The organism is Streptomyces sp. ISL-12, from assembly GCF_018614415.1.
GTDB lineage: Bacteria > Actinomycetota > Actinomycetes > Streptomycetales > Streptomycetaceae > Streptomyces.
The window spans coordinates 1-19,715 of record NZ_JAGGOO010000038.1 but is presented as its reverse complement, the minus strand read 5'-3'; the positions used below and the strand labels follow the sequence as shown (position 1 = coordinate 19,715).

Annotated in this window: 11 protein-coding genes and 1 pseudogene; 3 read left to right on the top strand and 9 right to left on the bottom strand. The window is 68.8% G+C overall.

Annotated elements, in window-relative coordinates; translation table 11 throughout:
* Positions 1 to 21: 21 nt before the first annotated feature.
* The 3 genes from J7I94_RS11115 to J7I94_RS11105 form a co-directional block, all read right to left on the bottom strand.
* On the bottom strand, positions 22 to 6,597 hold the full coding sequence (locus J7I94_RS11115) for an RHS repeat-associated core domain-containing protein (RefSeq protein ID WP_215166850.1): 6,576 nt from the start codon (positions 6,595 to 6,597) through the stop codon (positions 22 to 24).
* Between the two features lie 150 nt (positions 6,598 to 6,747).
* Positions 6,748 to 10,392: a LamG domain-containing protein gene (locus J7I94_RS11110; RefSeq protein WP_308114542.1), complete on the bottom strand. Its 3,645-nt coding sequence runs from the start codon at positions 10,390 to 10,392 to the stop codon at positions 6,748 to 6,750.
* A gap of 528 nt (positions 10,393 to 10,920) precedes the next feature.
* Positions 10,921 to 11,193 carry a YrhB domain-containing protein gene (locus tag J7I94_RS11105; protein ID WP_215166848.1) on the bottom strand — a complete coding sequence of 91 codons (273 nt, stop codon included), beginning with the start codon at positions 11,191 to 11,193 and terminating at the stop codon, positions 10,921 to 10,923.
* Between the two features lie 59 nt (positions 11,194 to 11,252).
* Between J7I94_RS11105 and J7I94_RS11100 the strand changes: the two are divergent.
* Positions 11,253 to 12,019 (top strand): annotated as a pseudogene (locus J7I94_RS11100) (transposase); the annotation flags it as partial.
* Between the two features lie 424 nt (positions 12,020 to 12,443).
* On the opposite strand, the gene J7I94_RS11095 reads toward J7I94_RS11100, so the two are convergent.
* The 6 genes from J7I94_RS11095 to J7I94_RS11070 all read right to left on the bottom strand — a co-directional run bounded on the left by J7I94_RS11095 (position 12,444) and on the right by J7I94_RS11070 (position 16,619).
* Positions 12,444 to 12,818, bottom strand: a complete 375-nt coding sequence (locus J7I94_RS11095) for a PIN domain-containing protein (protein ID WP_215166847.1) — start codon at positions 12,816 to 12,818, stop codon at positions 12,444 to 12,446.
* Positions 12,815 to 13,069 carry a hypothetical protein gene (locus J7I94_RS11090; protein ID WP_215166846.1) on the bottom strand — a complete coding sequence of 85 codons (255 nt, stop codon included), beginning with the start codon at positions 13,067 to 13,069 and terminating at the stop codon, positions 12,815 to 12,817. The genes J7I94_RS11095 and J7I94_RS11090 overlap by 4 nt, the downstream gene beginning before the upstream one ends.
* A 302-nt stretch (positions 13,070 to 13,371) precedes the next feature.
* Entirely contained in the window at positions 13,372 to 13,875 is a 504-nt protein-coding gene (locus tag J7I94_RS11085; protein WP_215166845.1) for a lamin tail domain-containing protein, read from the bottom strand.
* A 536-nt stretch (positions 13,876 to 14,411) separates the two neighbouring features.
* Positions 14,412 to 15,494, bottom strand: a complete 1,083-nt coding sequence (locus J7I94_RS11080; RefSeq protein WP_215166844.1) for a hypothetical protein — start codon at positions 15,492 to 15,494, stop codon at positions 14,412 to 14,414.
* Between the two features lie 10 nt (positions 15,495 to 15,504).
* The gene (locus J7I94_RS11075) at positions 15,505 to 16,401 is read right to left on the bottom strand and encodes a helix-turn-helix transcriptional regulator (RefSeq protein ID WP_215166843.1); all 897 of its coding nucleotides are present in this window, start codon (positions 16,399 to 16,401) and stop codon (positions 15,505 to 15,507) included.
* Positions 16,401 to 16,619 (bottom strand): hypothetical protein, encoded by a 219-nt coding sequence (locus J7I94_RS11070; protein WP_215166842.1) that lies wholly within the window; start codon positions 16,617 to 16,619, stop codon positions 16,401 to 16,403. The genes J7I94_RS11075 and J7I94_RS11070 overlap by 1 nt, the downstream gene beginning before the upstream one ends.
* 645 nt (positions 16,620 to 17,264) lie before the next feature.
* On the opposite strand from J7I94_RS11070, the gene J7I94_RS11065 reads away from it, so the two are divergent.
* The gene (locus J7I94_RS11065) at positions 17,265 to 17,519 is read left to right on the top strand and encodes a hypothetical protein (protein WP_215166841.1); all 255 of its coding nucleotides are present in this window, start codon (positions 17,265 to 17,267) and stop codon (positions 17,517 to 17,519) included.
* Positions 17,520 to 18,009: 490 nt separating this feature from the next.
* Positions 18,010 to 19,344, top strand: a complete 1,335-nt coding sequence (gene mycP / locus J7I94_RS11060) for a type VII secretion-associated serine protease mycosin (RefSeq protein WP_215166840.1) — start codon at positions 18,010 to 18,012, stop codon at positions 19,342 to 19,344.
* Positions 19,345 to 19,715 lie beyond the last annotated feature (371 nt).

Here is a 19,715-nt window from a genome sequence, read left to right as displayed (position 1 = left end):
TAGTATCCGGACGCCTACACATCACGGAGAACTGAATAGTTCGTTGATCGCCTTCTTCATTGCGTCCTTTGACTGTGCCCGATCGACACCATTCCAGCGCCAACTGTACGTAACATTCATATTTTCTGTCTTTCCTGCACACTTGTTGGCGCATGGCTCTAGTTCACTATATAGGTCGACGATCTTCTGCCCGTCGGCCTGTCGTATCACAGACTCTTCTGCATGTTCTGCCTTGCTTGATCTTCCAACTAGAATCGTACCGTCCTCCAGACGGCCAGCTGCGTAGTTGTTTTTTTTGTTTGCGTCGATCAGGCGTTGCAATTGTACGGATTGACTGAGGTCGGTTCCCCCGTAAGCAACCTGTGAAGAAGATCCCGTGCTCCCGGTTGCAGTTCCCTCGGCTTCCCGCAGCGCTGTGCCGAGGCCCTTACTTATACGGCCAATACCGTCTGCTGCAGCGTACCCGCCGCCGACAACAAGGCCGGTTCCCATCGCTACAGCTGGTGCTCCGGCGACGCATCCGATACCAGTTACGCAGACGGCTCCGCCTGCCACACCTTCGAGCAGGCCGAAGTTGGCCATGAAGATGCCAAATGCTGTCTCGCCGGCGCCCACGACGATGTCGGGTTGCAGCATGGCCGACCCGTAGTTGACGAAGGTGTCCGCAGCGCCCTTGAGCCAGCCGGTGAATCCGCCGCCGTCACCGCCTCCAGTGGTTGCCTGATTGCCGTTGGCAGTGCCGACGGTGCTTGCGCCGCTGTAGGGCGATTGACCGGGGAAGTAGTTGTTGGGGGTGCTTCCGGATCCAGGACGGTCATTGATTGCTTTGGGGTTGGGGTCGGTGGGGGTGGAGTTGAGGCAGTACGCGCAATTACGGGTGGGACAGTCGAGGTCCGCGCACAGGCCGGTCGGGTCCGACGTAGTGGCCGGGGCGTTGCCGGCGTAGGAGTAGCCGTTGAGGGATTGAGGTGCGTCAACCGCGAGGACGGGGTCTACGCTGATGAATTGGGCGGTGGCGGGGTCGTATTCGCGGGCGCCGAGGTGGGTGAGGCCGGTAGTGGTGTCTTCGGTTTTGCCGAGGAAGCGTTTGTCGTCGGGCCAGACGCCGGTTGTCGCTCCTCTCGCTGCGCCGAAGGGGGTGGTGTAGCGCTTGGTGATGGCCCAGGTCGTGGCGTCCAGGGCGAGGCTTGCGGTGCCGTGGGGGTCAGAGGCCAGGAAGCTGAGTTTGGTGCCCGTTGTGCCTGCTGTGGCGGTGCGGACGGCGATGGTCTGGGCGCCGGCGGTGTAGTAGCGGGTGCCGGTGAGGGTTTTGGTGGTGCCCTTGACGGTGAGGCGGACTTCGGTGTCGCCGAGGTAGAGGATGGTGTCGCCGTCGCCGGTGGCGCGGCGGATCAGGAGGTTGCCGTCGGCGTCGTAGAGGTAGTTGGTCTGTTTGGTGCCTTCGGTGAGGCCGACGAGTCGGTCTTCGGTGTTCCAGGTGAGGGTCTGGGTGGTGCTGGTGCCGGGGCGGTGGGTGGTGTTGCCGGTTTTGTCGTAGGTGTAGGTGGCGGCTTCGGGGCCGGTGGTGCTGGTCAGGGGGTGGGGCTGGCCGGTGGCGGTGCCGTAGGTGTAATCGGTGGTCTGGGTGCCGGTGGTGGTGTTCTGCGTCTCGGTGTCGCGTTGTCCGGCGTCGGTATAGGTGTAGGTCGTCCAGTAAGGGGCGGCGCCGCCGAGGTTGGCGGTGGTGCGGCCGGTGGTGGAGCAGTCGGCGGTCTTGGGGGTCCAGGCCTGGGTCATGCGGCCGTAGCCGTCGTAGGTGAAGCACTGGTTGTCAGCCTGGCCGGTGCCGCCGAGGGTGGCGACGTCGCTGAGGGAGGTGACGTTGCCGGCGAGGTCCTGGGTGATGTGGAGGTCCTGCGGCATGTAGCCGTGGGTGTCGTCGGTGACGTAGGACCTGGTCAGGCGGCGAGTGCCGGTCTCGTAGGCGTAGTTGAGGTAGGCCTTGCGGGCGGAGCTGGTGGAGTCCATGCCCACGGTGAGCGTGGTCGGATCGCCCAGTTCGCTATAGGCCGTGCCCAGGAGATAGCCGGAGGTACCGGTGACGGTCTTGGGGTTGCCGAGATTGTCGTAAGCGGGGGTGATGCCTTCGAGGGGCAGGCCCGCGACAGCTGGGTCACCGATGCCGGACAACAGGTTGGCCGCGTTGTAGTTCGCTTCGAACTTCAGCGTCTGGGGAACGCCTGCTGTGACGAGCGGGTCGTCGGCGGGGAGGGTGAGCTGGCTGGCGGTGGCGTTGTAGAGGCCGTCGAATTTGGTGGTCTTCTGGACGTAGGTCTGGCCCGTGGCGCCGCCGACGTAGCGGGTGGCGGTGTCCTGCTGGCCCTTGGCGACCTGGTCGTAGTCCCAGTGGGCGAGCTTGTTGGCGTCGGTGTTGTTGCTCTGCCACAGGTCGGTCTTGCGGCCGAGGGTGTCGTAGGCGTACAGGAGTTTGCGGTTTTCCGCGTCCTGGGTCCAGTCGACCTGGTCGAGGGTGTTGTAGTGGGTCTGGACGGTGCCCTTGTCGGGGTCGGTGGTGCTGGTCTGGCGACCGTAGAGGTCGTAGGTGTAGGACCAGGTGCTGTTGTCGTGGGCGGTGATGGTTTTCTGCTGGCCGGCCGGGGCGTAGGTGTAGCGGGTGTGGTTGTAGGAGCCGGTCGGCTCGGGTGAGGCGTATTCGCGGGTCTCGGTGGTCTGACCGAGGGTGTTGGTGAGGGTGGCGGTGGCCTGGCCGCCGTCAGGAGCGCTCTGCAGGACGCGGTCGCCCTGATAGGTAGTGGTCGTGGTGGAGTGGTGGACGCCCTTGATCTTGGTTTCGACGGTGGTGGCCCGGGCCGCGCCGTCGTAGGTGGTGTCGACCTGCATCGGGGCCTGACCGCCCTCGACGGTGGCCGGGGTGCCGGAAGGGGCGTTGGCGGCGTCCCAGATGTCGCTCAGGACGCTGTCGGCCAGGCCGCGGGTGTCGTACTGGGTCAGGGTGACGATGCGGCCGCCGGACGGGGAGGGGACTTGGGTTTCGCGGGCGCGCAGGAGGGAGTCGTAGATGGTGTAGGTGGTGTTGTAGCCGGAGGCGGTGGGGGTGAGGGTGCTGGTGGCGACCCAGGACGCGGCGTCCTTGGACAGGTGGTACTCGTACTTGTAGTTCGGTGCGGCGCCGGCGATGCGGAGCCGGTTGGCGAGCCAGGTCTGGGTGACGCGGCCGAGGCTGTCGTACGTGGACTCGGTGATCTTGTTGTTGGGGTCGGTGACCTTCAGGGCGGCCCCGGTGGCGAAGTCGATGACGCTCTTGGTGGTGTAGCTCTTGGCGTCGGCGACCGCGGTGGCGGTCAGCGGGCCGGTGTCCGCAGGGGTGTAGACGGTCGCGCTGACCTGGGTGTCGTTGGTGTCGGCGACGACGAGGGGGCGGCCGAGCGTGTCGTAGGTGGTGGTGCTGGCCTTCTGCCAGGTCGGCTGGCCCGTGCTGGTGTAGCCGGTGGCGCGGCCGGACCAGCGGGGCAGGCCGTGGGTCGGGGTCTGGTCGGCGGTCCAGGCGGTGGCAGCGTCGTAGGTGGTGGCGGCGTCGGAGATGACATCACCGGCGGTGGTGGAGTCGGCCGGCAGGTCCAGGGAGCTGTCGGCGGTGGCGCAGGGCTTGGCGGTGGTGCGGGTGCGGGAGACCAGGGAGGTCAGGCCGGTCTCGGGGTTGCGGGCGTACCAGGTGCGGGTGCAGGTCTCGTCGCCGCTGACCGCGTCGTCGCCGCTGTCCTGGACGGTTTCCGGCATGCCGTAGTCGTCGTAGGTGGTGGCGGTGGAGCGGGTGCGGTCGGTGGCGGTGGATCCGCTGGTGACGCGGGTGCGGGTGTGGGCGGCGTTGCTGCGGACGTAGTAGGCCTCGGTGTCAGCGTAGGACTTGTGCTGGGTGGCGGTCTTGCGTGACCAGGGGTCGTTGATGGTTCCGGTGACTTCGTCGGTGCCGTTGTAGGTGACGGTTTCGCGGGTGAAGCCGGCGTACTGATCGGAGTCGGTGAGGGCGGCAGCCTTGACGCCGGTACTCTGGGCGGTTCTGCGGGCGTCGGGGTCGAGGGTCTTGCCGTCGTCCTTGAGGAGGCGGTCGCCGTTCATGCCGCGCATGTAAACGGTGACGGTTTTGCTCTGGGTGCCGTCGGCGGGGCCGGTGAGGTGGGTGACCTTCTCGAATCCGCGCCAGAGGGACCAGGTGCGCTCCTTCTCCGGCGTCATGGGGTCGTCGTTGTAGTGCCAGGCGCCGCCGCCGGCGTATTGGTAGGTGTCGGTGATGGTGCCCGAGGCGCCGGTTTCGTCGGTGGTGTTGACGGCCGTGACGGGGTACTTCTGGAACCAGTCCAGGGTGGGGTCGACGTCGCCGCCGTTGGGCCGCCAGTACACGGGGTAGCAGGTGGTGGTGTTCTGGTCGGGCCGGGGCATGGTCTGCCCGGCGACGCACTGCGCGGCGGCGTAAGTGACGGCGGTCTTGCCGCCGGTCTCGCTGGTGATACCGGTCAGACGTGGTTTGGCCAGAGGCAGGATGTCGTCGGTGGCGCCGTCGACGCGGTTGGTGAGGAACTCGTAGGTGAAGGTGACCGGTTCCATCGACAGGGCGGTGCCGTGTTCGCCGGTGTGCTGGATGGACTGCAGTTCCAGTGACTGGTCGGCGGAGTCGCCGCTCTCACCGGGGTCGGCGTAGGTCTGGGTGAGATCCCAGGAGTCGACGGCCTCGAAGTCCGCGCCGGTGCTCAGGGCGGCGTTCCAGGCGTAGGTGGTGATGCCGGTCAGGCGCTTGCGGGTGAAGAAGGTGGGGCCAGCGTTGCCGGTGCACTTGTCGCCGTCCTTGCAGATGGCGTCGAAGGGCACGTCGGGCCAGCGCGGGCTGGTGGACTCGGTCAGCTCGTCGCAGTCGGTGCCCTCGCGGGTGCAGCGTTCGGCGTAGCTGAAGGTGACCTTGTCGGAGGCGGCGGGGGTGGCGGTGAACAGGGAGCCGGCCCGCTGGCCGTAGAGGATCTTGGTGAGGTAGCCGCCGCGGGTGTAGGCGGTGCCGGTGGAGTCGTCGCCGAGGGTGTCGTAGTTGTTGGTCTCGGCGGTGTACCAGTAGCTCATGGCGTTGTCGTTGGTGTCCTCGACGTAGTCGAGGTTCCAGCGCCAGGCCTGGGTCTTGGCGCGGTCGTCGAGGGTGCTGCCGCTGCTGTAGCCGGGTTCGCCGCTGTCGTCGCCGTAGACGGGCACGCTCCACACGCTGTTGGTGCGTTCGCTGCCGGCGCCGTCGAGTTTGTTCAGGCCGAAGACGTACTTGGTGCCGTTGCCGGTGACGACGGTCCAGTACTCGCCCTTGCCGTCGCTGCCCGTGTCGCCCTCGTCGCCGTTGTCGGCACCGGTGGAGTGGGTGACGACGGAGGCGTCGTCGTCCTTGAGGTGCCAGATACCGGTGGTGTCGTCCTTGACGAGTTCGGTGGCCTTGCCGTTCAGGACGAGGGAGGCGTTGTCGTACTTCCAGCACAGGTCGTACTTGTCGTCCTGGCCGTCGTCGTCACAGGAGCCGTACTTGCGCTCGATGTAGGACGAGGTCAGGTCGAAGCCCTCACCGACCTGGCTGCCCTGGTTGTTGGTGTTGGCGGTGCGGCCGTCCACGCTGCCGGAGTCGTAGGAGATGGCCAGGTCCGGGGCGGGGCCCGCCGCGGCCGGCGGGGTCTTGAGGGGGTAGTTCCAGGTGAAGGTGCCCGAGGAGCCGCCGGCCTGCCAGGTGGAGGAGGCGGACAGCGCCGTGGCCTTGTAGTCGCCGCCGCCGGACTGGGCGGTGGCCGCCAGTGCGAGCAGCACGGTCTGGCCCTCGGCTGTCGCTGCCGCCGCCGTCGTCGTCTTCGTGGCGGGGGCCGGGGTGAAGGCGAGCTGGGCGCGGAGGGTGCGGGTGCCGCGGTCGTTGACCGTGGCTACCGGGGTTGTGGTGCGGCAGGCGGCTGTGCCGGGGTCGGTGAGGGCGCAGTCGGGCAGCCGGAGCGCGGTCAGACGGCCGGCCCAGTCGCCACCGTAGGCCTGGGCGACGGCGGAGTAGTCGATGCCCAGTTCGGCGGCCCCGCCGCCGCGCGGGCCGGTGACGGCGAGGACCAGGCCCTTGACGCCGAGGTTCTTGGTCTCCTTGCGGCCGAGCACCTTGACCTTGACCGACCGCGCCGGCTGCTTCTCCGTCCGCGCAGCGGCGCCGGTGGGCGCGGCCAGGGAGAGCGGCAGGGTGCCCGCCTTGGCGGTGGCCTCGCCGGTGGCGGGCAGGGTCAGCGTGGTGGAAGCTGCGGCCGGCCAGGTGACGGCGGTGTCCTGGTCCCGTACGGCGCGGGCGGCGGCCTTCTGGTCGGCCGCCTCCTGCCGGGCGATCTTCAAGGAGGTCGCTGTCTTCTTCGGCTTCAACGGGACCGTCTTGGCCGACACCTGCTTCGGGGCATCCGGGCGGCCCAGGGGCTGGGCGTCCTGGGCGAGCGCGGTGACGGGGCTGAGGAGGCCGGGCAGCAGGGCGAAGGCGGCGGCGGTGGCGATGCGGCCGGGCCAGCGGCCTCTGTGCAAGGCCGAAGGGCGGCGGCGGAACAACGGCATGGGTCTCATGTCCAGGCTCCATCCAGAACCCCGTTCCCGGGGCATGACGTGGGAGGCCGCGCGGATGTGCGGCGGCAGGGTGGCGAAGGGCGCGGCCGGAGGGGCTGCCGGGCCGGTGGGGGAAGCGGGGAGTGCCGCTTCCCCCACCGGGAGTCGGGGTCAGTCGGTGGCGATGACGCGGTCGCGGACCTCGTCGTAGGTCATGGCCCCGGTCCAGATCCGCAGCCGGGACAGTTGTCCGGCGAAGTAGCTGCTGCTGGTGGTGCCGCCCATGGACAGGGTTCCGGTTGCCTGGCGGGGCGTGGTGAAGGTGTTGTTGTCGCCGTCGTCGGCCTGGGTGCTGCCGATGTACAGGTGCAGGCGGCCACCCTGGTCCTGGGCGTCGTACACGCCGGTCAGTGTCACCGGGGCGCTGGTGTCGGCGAGTTCGGTCAGGTTGGTGACATCAGCGCTGGTCACGGTGGTGCCGGTGGAGGTGGTGCGCTGGAACTGCCATACGTAGGCGTCCGCGGCGAGTTTTTTCACCGCCAGTGCCCAGGAGGCTCCCCCGGTGCCGGCCTGGCCGGCGATCTGGGCCTGGTAGCCGTCGGGCTGGGTGTTCAGGACGGCAGGGTCGAGCTGGGCCTGGGCGGAGACGGTGAACGAACCCGTCTCGTCGACCACGGGACCTGTGACGGAGGCGTAGCCGCCCTTGCCGTCCAGAACCATCGCGCTGGTGTCCGCGTCCAGGTGTGCGCCGGAGGACAACGTCATGTTGCTGAGCGGGTAGGGCGAGAACTCGCTGACCGAGGTTCCCGTGGAGTTCTCGGCGTTCCAGTCGGCGACCAGTTCGATGGCGGGGACCTTGTCCTCGGCAGCCTGGGCTTCCGTGGCGATCTGCTCTGCGGACAGGGCATCCTGCCAGGCGGCGACCTCGTCGATACGGCCGCGGAAGTACTGCCCGGCCGTGCCCCGCACGACGGACCTGCCGACCTGCAGACCTTGGCTCGCCTCCCAAGGCACGTAGCTGGGCGCGGAGTCGTACACGTTCACCGGGTCGCCCTGGGCGCGGCCGTTGACGTAGAGCTGGATGGTGTCGTTCTTCGGCGCCCGGTTGCCCGCGGTGTCGGTGGCGGCCGTGTAGACGCCGGCGACGTGGGTCCATACGCGCAGCGGCGGATCGGTGGTGGTGGCGGTGGTTTTGGCGAAGACGGGGGTGGCGGTGTCGGTGGCCGTGTAGTGGAAGGCGTAGGACTTCGTGGAGGAGGAGTAGTACAGGGCGAAGGCCTGTGCCTGGGTGCCGGGCTCGGTGAGGATCATGCGGCTGGTTGAGTCGTCGGTGAGGTAGACCCAGGCGGAGACGGTGAACGAGCGGGCGGTGTTCACTGCCGGCAGAGTGGTGTCGGCGTAGGCCTGCTGCGCGGCAGGGTTGCTGCTGTCCAGCCACAGGGAGGTGTCCTCGTCGCCGCGGCGGGCCATGCTGGAGAAGCCCGCGCCGTCACGCAGGGTCAGGTCATGGGTGGCGGCGTCCGGGTCGTGCTGCGGATCGTCGGCCGAACTGTCCTTCGCGGTGGTCACGCCCGAGCCGGGCACGGCGTCGTCGAAGCGCCACCGGCCCACCGGTCCCCGCGGCAGGCTCACCTGGAAGTCGAAGGTCTCGGGGGTACCGGTTCGGGCGCGGACGTCCATCGCCCATACCGTCAGGTGGTGTGTGCCGCCCAGGCTCGGGGTGACGTCGGTCACCTCGGCCGTGTGGTCGGCCTCGGCCGTGACCGTATGGGTGGGGCCGACTTTCCCGCTCGGGCCGGTCAGCACCCACTGGTACTTGCTGATGTCCGTATCGGCGCTGTTCGGTTCGAACACGAAACTGCCGGCCGTCCCCGCTCCGCCCTTGGGCGGGCAGGAGTCGGTGACGCACTCCACGTACGGGGATCCGTTGACCGGGTCGGCGGGGTGGATCTGCGGAGCCTTGGGGGCCGTGGAGTCGATGACGAAGTAGCACCACGGCGAGAACGACGAGTACAGCTCACCGGTGCTGCCGTTGTAGGACCAGTGGGACTGGGTGCGGGCCCGGTAGCGGTAGACGGTGCCGTCGGTGCGTTTCGTGGTCTGCTCATCCAGCAGGGTGCCGTCCGGGACGTACCCGGAGTCGGGGGCGTCCTCGGCCCAGATCTCCTCCCAGGTGCCGTCCGCCAGCTGCCGCGCGATCCGGTAGTTGATCTTCAGCTGGCCCTTGCTGTCATTGGTGCCCGGCGATATCTGCGTCTCCACCCGGCCCCGCACCGTGGGCTGGTCCACAGTGACGGCCAGCGGGTCGTCGGCCGGCTGGCAGTAGCCGTGCGCGTTCGCCCCGGCCACGCCCGGAATGATCCCGACGTTGATCGGCACACCGGGGTTGGGGACGTAGTCGACGGTGATCTCACCGTTGCTGTCGAACCGCTTCCACGCGCGCGGCTCGCTCTCGTCCAGCGCGCGCAGCATCAGCGTGAGACGGGAGAACTTGCCGTCGGCGAAGTTCTGTACGTTCTTGGTCAGACTGCCGTCGAACTCGATCCAGGAGTCCGGCTGGGCCGGGCTGCAGTTGTCCCCGCGGCCGGCGGAGACCTTCCGGGAGTCCATCAGCGCGCCGATGGCCGGGCCGGGCCAGCGCGTGCCCTCGGAGATGTTCCCGGTGCGCTCCAGAGTGACTGTGTAGGGGTCGCAGTTGAACGACCAGGTCTCGTGCGCGCGGAATGTGGCGTGCAGGACGTGTTTGCCGGCCAGGGCGGAGGGGCTGAACTCGAAGTACATGCGGTTGGCGTAGTTTTCGCCGCAGTAGTAGCCGTCCGCGTTCGAGCAGCGGCCCACGCCGTACTCGCCAGAGAACTGGTAGAACGCGTCGCCGTCGGAGGACAGCACGGTGCGCTCGGAGCGGGACAGGCCGACCGACGGGTCGATGAAGACCGGGTAGACGGTGTCGTCGCCGCGCAGCAGGGTCAGGTCGGGGGCGACGGCGATGCTGCCGTCCTCGACCTGTACCGGCAGGGTGGCGGTGGCCGCGCCGGCTCCGGGCCCCGGCGGAGTGTCGCCGTCGGCTGCCGCCTTTCCCTCGTCGGTGTCGTCGGCCGCCGTGGAGAGGGTCTCGGCGGCTGCCGTGCGCGGGCTCTGCGCCTCGGCACCTTCCTCGCTGGTGCCGGCGGAGTCCCACATCTGGCCTGCAGGACCGGTGAACACCGCGTTGCCGTCGGCGTCGACCGCGCGCAGCCCGCCGGCGGCGCCGGGGATGACCGAGACGCTCTTCCCGGCCACCGCGAACCGCAACTGCTCCAGCGCCGGGTTCTGCGCGGCCTCGGCGGAGTTGACCACCAGGATCTCGCGGTACCCGTCCGGCATCGCCGTCAGCTGCAGGTCGACGCCCGGTAGGACCTCGGCGTAGGTGGCCGTCGCACCCTCCAGCGAAGGCTCCGGCAGCTCACCGGGCCACGCCACGGACAACTCCTGCCCGTCCTGCTCCAGCCGGACCATGTCCTTCGTGCCGCCACCGGAGAAGGATGCCTCCACTGCGGTGTAACGGGGCCCGACCGTGCCGTCGTCACGGCGCACCAGCGTGGTGTCGATGTCATGCCATGCTCCGGAGGCATCCTTGGCCCGCTGCGGGGAAGTCGCCTGCTTCAGGGTGTAGGTCCCGTCCGGGTTGGCGAAGGTCTGCGTGTACTCGGTGCGCTCCGCCTCCACCTCCACCGGCTCGCCAGAAGCAGCGGCCTGCTCGGCAGGAGTCTGCGCGGCCGCCGCATCGGCGACTGCAACGGGCGCCCCGGCCAGAGACAGGCATCCGGCGACAAGCACCAGACTTAGCATTTTTACCAAAACTTGGTTCTGGTATAGGTTTTCCGCAGGAAAATGCAATTTTCGCCGGTGCCGCTTCACAACCCCACCCCATGTATCACACAAGCACCACAAAGACAGCCGCGATCATAAAGGTGGGGAGCGCGCGAAATACATAGTGATCCAGGTCACATCGGAGTAATTTATGCCTGCATTAAATGAGATGTGAGGCTTTCAGATGCCCAAAAGGCTCGCGCAATGTTGAACGGAAGTAATTTCTTCGGAGAACAGGAAGTTAACGCCGCACTGAGGGTCGGTTCGCCGTACTTCGTATCTCCCTCCGCTGCAGCGCCTCCAACGACGCTCTGCGGAGAAGACACGAGGACGACGAGCAGGCAACGGGAGCGCCCGAAGGCCGCGGCCATCTCATTCGGTGCCCCTGTTACGGAACGAGCCGTTCGGTGAAGTTAGGGCAGCGGTGCGAGGGCCGGAGCGGTTGGTCGGCTGAGGGCTGTCACGTAACGGCGGTTGCGAGCAGCGGCGGCCTCGTCAGGTGCTCGGGTTCTTCCACAGATGTCGCTCATCCAGGGTCCCGAATCGCACGTCTCCGCGTGCCAGGTCGACAAGGATGGACCAACAGTCCAGCAGTTGCTCTCTCGGATCACGTGAGTCGAGGTACTGCACAGAGTTGTAGGGCACGATGAGGAGCCCGTTGCTCTCCCGGACCCGCTCTGCGTCGATGGCGAGAGGCGGCTCGTTTTCACGCTGGCTCTGCACGAGGAACACTCCTGCGAGCTGCACGGCTTGGTCCTGCTCCATCATTCGTTCCCCAGTCCCTTGGCTCGAAGAATGCACCCTAACCGGCTTGGGATGATCTTGATGTGGCTGGTGTGATCACGGCGTCGGAGCCGTCCTGGACAACCCCGCTCACCGGGCTGACCCCACGTGTCTTCGGAAAGCTGGTGACCATGCTGCGGTGCGAAGGTGCGGACGAGGTCTGCAAAAAACCGCCCGTGGAACCTTCCGCTGGAGGACCGGGTCTTGCTGGTCGCGGCATATTGGCGCACGAACCTGACCATGCGGCAGCTCGCCCCTCTGTTCGGGTGTCGAAGCCGGCGGCGAACCGGGTCATCGACCACCTCGGGCCAATGCTCGCTCTCCAGCCCGGCAAACGGTTCGCCAAAGATACTGTGCTCATCATGGACGGCACCCTGGTGCCCACCCGCGACCACACGATCGCCGAGCGGTCGAAAAGCTATCGGTACTTCACCAACCACCAGGTCGTCTTTGACGCCGACGCGCGCCTGGTCGTCGTGGTCGGCCGACCGCTCGCCGGGAACCGCAACGACTGCAAAGCATGGGATGAGTCCGGCGCCAAGGCCGCCGTTGGCGAAACCCCCACGATCGCCGACGGTGGCAACCTGAGCACCGGACTTGTCATCCCGCACCGCCGCGAGCGCGACCAGGCACTGACGGCCTGGTAAGAGGAACACCACCAGTCTCACAAGCAGGTCCGAGCCCACGTCGAGCACGTCTTCGCCCGTATGAAGACCTGGACGATCATCCGCGACTGCCGCCTCAAAGGCGACGGCGTCCACCACACCATGCTCGGCATCGCCCGTGGATGTACAACCTTGCCCTCCCCGGAAGACGGTCAGCGGCATTCTTGTCGGTGTCGGACAGCAGTAATCGCACACCGTTGCGATCCAATACCTTGACGACATCAGGGCGTATGCGGTGTCGGAACACGCGGCGACCGCCTGGTGCCGCGGACCGGTGTGCTGCAGCAGGGCCTCCAGACGCGCCAGTACTGCGGACGGGCTGGCATTCATACCGATCGTGTTCTTGACATCGATCAGCAGCGGGCGGCTCCCCGCGCGGTACCGCTCATGGGTATCTCCCCGAAGGCTGGACGGGCACCAGACCGGAAGGCACCGGCTCTTCCTGTCGCTGCAACGAGCGGCGCCTCCGCCGGACACTGGCTTCGCGCTACACCCATAACGGTGCCAGCGCGCTGCTGACGGGGGATGTCCCACGACCGCCCCCGCCCGCTCCGCAGGCCAGTCCTCTGATCAGGTGGGGTCCAGCGGGGTGATGCCGGTGTGCGCATACAGGCCGGGCTCCAGCGACAGCAGCGTCAGCGGCTCCCCCGTCTTCAGCGCCTGCCAGGCGATGGCTGCGGCATGCGCCACCGGCCAGTCCGTGTTCTTCCAGTCCATCGCGTCCACCGCGTGCGCCGCGGTGAACGGCACACTTTCAGCGAACCGCAGGCCCGCGGCGTGCCGGCCCGCGCCGGCCAGCTGCCGCTCGGCAGCCAGGACGGACAGCGATGGCACCAGGACGCGACCGGTGCCACGCGAGGCCTCGATGTACAGGCCGGTGAAAAAGGGGTCCGCCCGGTACAGGGCGGCCAAAGCGGTGTGGTCCAGGACGGCCGTCACATTCACGCGGCGGCGCCGCCCTGGTGGGCCCGGATCCGCGCCCAGGCGTCCTGGCCGGCACGCTGGACCTGCTCGGTGTACTCGATGCCGAGCTCCCGGGCCGCCTCGACGGCACGCTGCTCCCGCTCGGCCCCCGTAAGTTCACGGGAGGCCAGCTCCTCCAGGAGCTCGGTGATCGTGGTGTTGCGCTCCTCGGCGAGGACACGAAGCCGATCACGGACGTCCTCGCTGGTCTTGATGCTCGTAGGTTTGCCCATACGACGATTCTACTGCTGGTAGAACCGGAGCACATCGGCTGCCTGGCAGCAGTTTTCCCGTGACGCCCTATGGGCCCGCCGGCAGCCGCTGGGCGGTGCCCGCTCGTGAGCCGTCCACGAAGAGGGGGTGCTGCACGAGACAAGCCGTGCGGACGGCCCTCCGCGCGTCCCTGCGCCGCTTCGGGCCGGCTGCGACGGCGTACAGCGAGCGTGGACCGGATCCGCCGCAGCCGTCTGCAGCGCAGGGAGGGCCGGCCGCCGGGGTGTGCCCGGCAGCCGGCCCTCCTCCGAGTGATCGCTGCTCAGCCGTGGTAGGTGATGTAGCCGTTGCCGTCCTTGTCGTTGGCCTTCTTCGTGTACGCGTGGACGTCGGCGCGGGAGCCGCCAGGCTTGTACAGGTAGATGGTGTCCTTGTCGTTGTTCCACATGAAGTTGCAGTTCTGGCGGTAGACGACGTTCTTGGCGTCGGAGTCGGTGCCCTTGCCGCCGCGCAGGTTCACGTAGTCGCCGGGCTCCAGGGTGTGGCTGTTCTTGAACGTGAACTTGTTGCCGGCAGCGTCCTTGACCACGTAGCCCTTGAGGTTGACCTTCGACTTCTTCGAATAGTTCTTGATCGTCAGGTACTCGTTCTTGGTGTTGCCGCCCGAGCACTTGTTGGAGTCCCGGCCGGGAGCGTCGTACTGGATGCCCTTGACCTTCAGAGCCGACGAGTACTCGGCAGCCTGGACCGGAGCGGCCATGGCGAGGCCGAGCGCGCTGACCGCGGCACTGGTCACGGCGGCGGTCACAACACGATGAATACGCATGAGGAATCCCCCCTCAGTGGTGCGAATAGAGCGTCCGGAGCATACCGAAAGTGATCATCCCGGGGAGAAAAATCGAGGAGACCGCGAGGATGTCCAGTGAAGATGCTGACTTCCGCCGGGACGTCACCCGAGAGACTGATGAGCCACGCAGGCCGCCGGAACTGGTCGCGGCGTATCGCCGCGCACAGGAACCCGGCCGCCCGGGGCCATGCCCGTCTGCAGGTTGGACCAGCCGGAAGTACCCCTGGATGGCCGCGAGTGCGTCGCGGGCAGCCTGCAGGGCGTCCTGAAAGCGTTCGCGCCCCCGTCCCCGCCCGGTCCGGTCGCACCGGATGCGGTTCCCGCCAGCCCGCGCCTCCGGCGCACCTGCCCGTGCCACCGCGGCCCTCAGCGCCGCCACGGCCGACTGCCCCGCCACGCCGCCGTACGGGCCGGGGCTTTGGCCGTTCGGCCGCCTCCGATGACCGTACGCAACCGGCGGGAGGAGCGCGGCAGGCGTGCCGCGCGGTAGTTCATCCGGCCGTGGATGGTTTCGCTCACAGTCCGGGAATGCCTGATGTGGCTACGCCGGACGGTGTCCTGGTGCCGCGCCTGACGGGGGCGGATGACAGCGCCAGGGCGGCCCGGGTGCGGAAGCGGTTCAGGTAGTAGGTCATGCGCGATCCCCGTCCGTCCACGGTTGTGGCAGCGATGGCCGTCTCCCAGCACACGGGGACGGCGGCTTCGAACAGGCCGCGTACGGTGGCGGGTTCATGCTCTTCGGAGGTGACTTCCACCAGCAACTGCTTGGGGCCCTGCGGCCGTTCCCGGGCCGGGACGGGTTCGGAGGCGCTGTCCTGCGGGGACCGGTTGGGCAGCGCCTCGGTGCTCTCCCCGCTGGGTGCGGGGTGCGGCGGGTTTTCCCCGGATCCGGATGTTGCCGCGAGGATGACGTTCAGCTGTTCGGCGAAGTGCGTACCGGGGAGCGGGATTTCCAGGTCGGGGTGGCGGTCGTAGCCGATGGCGACGGCGGCGTCGACGAACTCGATGACGGCCCGCGCGGCGGGTGTGTGCCGGCGCGGGGCGGTGTGGTTGAGCAGGCTCAGGATGCGCAGGACCGTGGAGAGGCTGGTGTCGGCGGTCACCATCCGGTAGGCCGGGGCGTCCTGGCCGGGGTGCGTCTGGTCGTCCTGGGCGTCGTGGACATCGGCCTGGGCGTGCCACAAGGCGGCGGCGTGGGTGTCGCCGCGGGACAGGTGCTGCAGGTAGAGGCAGTAGGAGGCGGGGGCGCCGTCGGCGCCGGCCGCGTACTGCCACCAGAAGCGGGCGCCGTCCTCGGCGCCGGCGAGCTGCAGGACGCAGCCGAGGATCCAGGCGGCCCGCGGCTGGGGCAGCTGGTCGGTGAGGAAGTCTGCGAACTGGTCGGCGGTGCAGTGGGCGACGACCGCCTCGCACAGGGCGGTGAGGCACTGGGCGGCACCTTCGTCGGCCGGGCCGGGCCCGTCGTCGCCCCACTGCGGCAGGTCCTCGTCGGGGAGGAGTCCGGCGTAGGCCAGTTCGTCGTACGGGATGACGTCGCAGGGAACGTGGGGGCGGCGCAGGAGAAGCGACTGGGCGAGGAGGTCGTCGATGGTGGGCATGGCGGGGGAATCACTCCTGGGGATCGGTGTCGGGGCGGAGCTGGCGCAGGGCCCCTCGGGCGTGGCGCTCCAGGCTGTGGGTGAGGGCCGGGGACAGGCCGACGATGCCGGGCACGGCGTCCTTGGCAAGGCCGCACAGGTAGCGCAGGACGGTGATGTCCATCTGGTCGGCGGGCAGATGGGTGATCGCGTCGAAGAACTGCGCGAGGGTGTCGATCCGGGCCAGGCGGTCGGCGAGGTCCATGATGTCGGCCTGGACGGCGGTGGAGAACGCCGCCGGCCTCAGGTCGGGGCGGCCGTCGGGCCGCTTGGCGGCGATGGCGTTGACCCGGGAGCGCAGCAACTGCCAGGCGTGGCGGGGTGTGGCGGGGCTGAGGGTCGCCTCGTGCCAGGTAAGCCAGAGGATGTCGAAGGTCTGGGCGACCAGCTGGCGGGCCCGGTGTTCGGTCTGCAGGAAGGCCTGCGCGTAGGCGGTGTAGGGGTCCCACATCGCCTGGGTGAGTCCGCGGTGGGCGACGGGCTGCTCGTCCGGGCCGGACGGCTGGACGTCGCGGATCCGGCTGCTGATCCAGTCAGCGTCCTTCTCGGCCTCCACCGCGGCCGCCGTCCACAGCCGGCGCACCGGGCCCACGGGCAGGTCCAGGGCCCGTACGACGCTGTAGGTGATTTCCCAGCCCGGGTAGTAGTCCTTGCCGCGCAGCAGTTCGGACAGCCTGGTCTTGGAGTAGCCGGAGCGGCTGACGAGGTCGTCCAGGGTCAGGCCGCTGGCGGTTAACCGGTCACGGACCGGCTCCAGCCAGGTCCGGTGGAGCACACCGGCTTCCTCGCAGATCGGCTCCGGAGGGCGGCCGCGCCGGCTCGGAGGATCACCGTCGGGCTGCTCGGGGACCGGGGGAGGCTTCTTCATCACGGCTCCTCACTCCCGGCCGGCGCGGCCGCCGTCGGCGCCGTGCCCGGCCGTGTCCCTCGCCCGCCGCTGCCCGCGGAGGCGATCTGCTGGATGAGGAGCCCGAGGGAGGGCAGCAGCGCGGCCACGGCCGCGAGCTGTCCCAGCACGGTCATCACCGTGCTCCACGCGAGGACCGCCACCACAACGGCCACGGTCATCACCTGCCTGTTGTTCATCGCACCTTCCCTGAGAGGAAGAAAAGGGTTCGGAAGCGTTCCTCCACAGCGGTGCTGACGCGCCGTGGAGGAACTGGTCGACAGCATGGTGCGCCGGGCGCACACCACTCAACGTGATCATGGACTTACGGAACAATGGCCGTGCGGCGAGCGGAGCTTCCTACCCCATGACAGCCACAGGAAGCAGCAAACACAGGCACAATGAACGCTTTTAGTGTCGAAGCCGTACTTTTCATTGCAATGCCAGGAGGATGGCGCACTATGGAAGACAGGCGCCTCCCCGGCGTCGCACCTTCCGGTTCGGAAGGCCGCGCGGCCCCCTTGTGCTGAAGAACGACCGAAGGGGACCGCCCCGCTTCCGTCCAGCAGTCCACGCGCTGGGCGGAAGCGGACAGGCCCGACCACCCGGCCAAGGCACCCCGACGCCAGATCCAGGCCGGCGGCACCACCACCTCAGCGGCCCCGGCCCGGGTCAGACAGGTCTGCTTCCGCCCGCTCTCGCCTGCCGGACGCTGCCCACCGGCGTTCTGTCCGGTCACCGGACGGCCCGGACGCCGGTACGGCAGGTTGACCCCGGCGGTGATTACCCAGGGGCAGGCATGCGGCTGACGATCGACACCGAGACGGACACCTACGAGCCAGTCATTGGCCTTCGTCGTCCTGGCCGTCCGCTCGGCCGACAATCGACTAGCCATCGCCCTGCGCTACGCCCGGGCCCTGCAGACGGGCGGAACCGGCCGGTTCACCACGCGCGCCGGGCACGGCACCTGCCTCCGGGCGCTTGCCGATATCGTCACCGCCGCCGAGTGGCACCCGCGGACCGCGTCCGTCACCGTCATCCGCCGCGGCGGCCACACCCTGCTGCGCGAGGAAACCGGGGCCCCTGGCCGTGCCTCGTAGGCCCTGGCCGTGGACGGGCCGCCCCTGACCGAGCAGGAGGCCGCCGCGTTCTGCCGTCTCCACCAGTCGCTGCGCCGGCGCTGCCCTGTCACCGTGCCGAGCCGGACGACCTCACCGCGCTCCCCCGGTCTTTGATGCCGGCCCGCATCGGCCGGCCGCGCTCGTCCGTCTGACCTCTGCGCCCGTGCGGCCGCAGTCCCTGGGACCGGTTTCGATCATGGTGCGAGCCGCCATGGTCCTCTCGGGCCGCGTTCCTGGCTGACTGTGTGTGATGCGACGGCCGCAAGCCGGTTGGATACGGCCGGGACGCTCCTGCGACGATGGCCCGCATGACCAACTCCACCGGCCGTACAGGCACATACCCGGATGCTCTCCGGGCGCATGACATCGTTTGTGCGCGACAGCGGCGGACTGCGGCCGGTCGCGCGGCCCGGCTTCGCGGCAAGGGCCCTGACATAGCCGGTGGTGTTTTCCGGTGAGGACCACGCGGATGCTGTCCACGGCGGGAGCTGTGGCGATGGCGGGAGCCTTGCTGTTCACCACGGCCACGCCCGCGTCGGCGGACTACATCAGAGACCGGCAATGGGCCCTGGACGCGTTCGCGGTAGAGGACGTCTGGGCCCAGTCCCAGGGCGAGGGCGTCACCGTCGCCGTGATCGACTCCGGCGTCGATGCGGACCACCCGGACATGACTGGCCAGGTACTCGACGGCAAGGACTTCACCGGCGGCGGCAACGCACACGAGGACCTCGTAGGCCACGGCACGAAAATGGCCAGCATCATCGCCGCCCACGGCCACGGCACAGGCAACGCCTCCGGCGTGATGGGGCTCGCCCCGAAAGCCAAGATACTTCCGCTGCGTACCCTGCAGACCCGGCAGGACAGGAACCTCGACGAAACGTGGGCCGCCGCCGTCCGGTACGCAGTCGATCACGGCGCGCAAGTGATCAACATGTCGTTCGCGGCCCAGGGAGGGTCGCGAACCATCTCGGACGGACGGGACGCGATCGCCTACGCCCAGGCCCACGACGTCGTCGTGGTAGCGGGTTCGGGCAATGCGGGCAGCGCCGCTGTCAGCGAACCTGCCGCACTGCCTGGCGTGGTCTCCGTCGGCGCCGTCGATGAGGACGCCAACCTCTGGACGGATTCCAACACCGGCGAGGGGCTGGTGCTCACCGCTCCGGGTGTGGACATCGTCGGAGCGGACCCCGCCATGGACAACGGCTATGGTGCGGGCAGCGGCACCTCCGATGCCACGGCCTTCGTCTCGGCCGCGGCAGCCCTGGTCCGAGCCAAATACCCCGACCTGACCGCCGGCCAGGTGATCAACCGACTGATCAAGTCGGCCACCCTGGCCCACCACGAAGGGCTGACGGCCCCCGACGAGGAGTACGGCTACGGCATCGTCCGCCCCTACTCCGCGCTCACCATGGACATCCCCGCAGGGCCGGAGAAGAACCCCCTCGGCCAGATTCAGCCCACGCGCACGCGCCCACCGGCAGCGGCCTCAGGGGAGCAGCCCGTCTCCGGCATCAGACTCGCCTTCGCCGGCGGCGCGGCAGCGGTGCTCGCAGTTGTCGCGGCCGTCATCCTCGTGGTGGCAGTCCGCCGCCGCAACCGCAGCGGCCCCGGCGCACCACCGGCCCCCAGCCCGGTCTCCCCTCCACACCCGCCGGCCCACTACCAGCCCTACCCGGCCCCGGGCACGCACCACGCCTACCCGCCGCCTCCCGGACAGGCCCCGTACCACCCCTACCCTCCGTCTCCTCCCGGACCGGCCCCGCAGTATCCGCACTACCAGCAGCCGCCGCCTCGAGAGCAGTGAGGGCGGAGACTCAGCCTCCGCCCTGCCCATCACTGCCACCAGAGGCGCGCGCCGTCCTCGGCGCCGGCGAGCACGCGTCTACCGCATCGACCGCGAACTGCTGGAACCGCTCCAGCGGGCCTTCGCCCTCACCGATGCACGCCCCGACCTCCTGCGCGGCAGCACGTCCGAGACGACCACCTGATACGGCCCGCGGCCCGACGGCCACCCCGGACGGCCCCGCGGCGCTCAGGCCCGGCGTGCGGCGGCCGGTCGGAGTCCCGGGCAGCGGCTGAGCGTCTCCGGCCGCGCCCCGGTGCGTTCATCTGACTTTCCACGCCATGGGGTGAACCCGCCCGGAACACGGCGTGTTCGCGCATCGCAGGCCACTA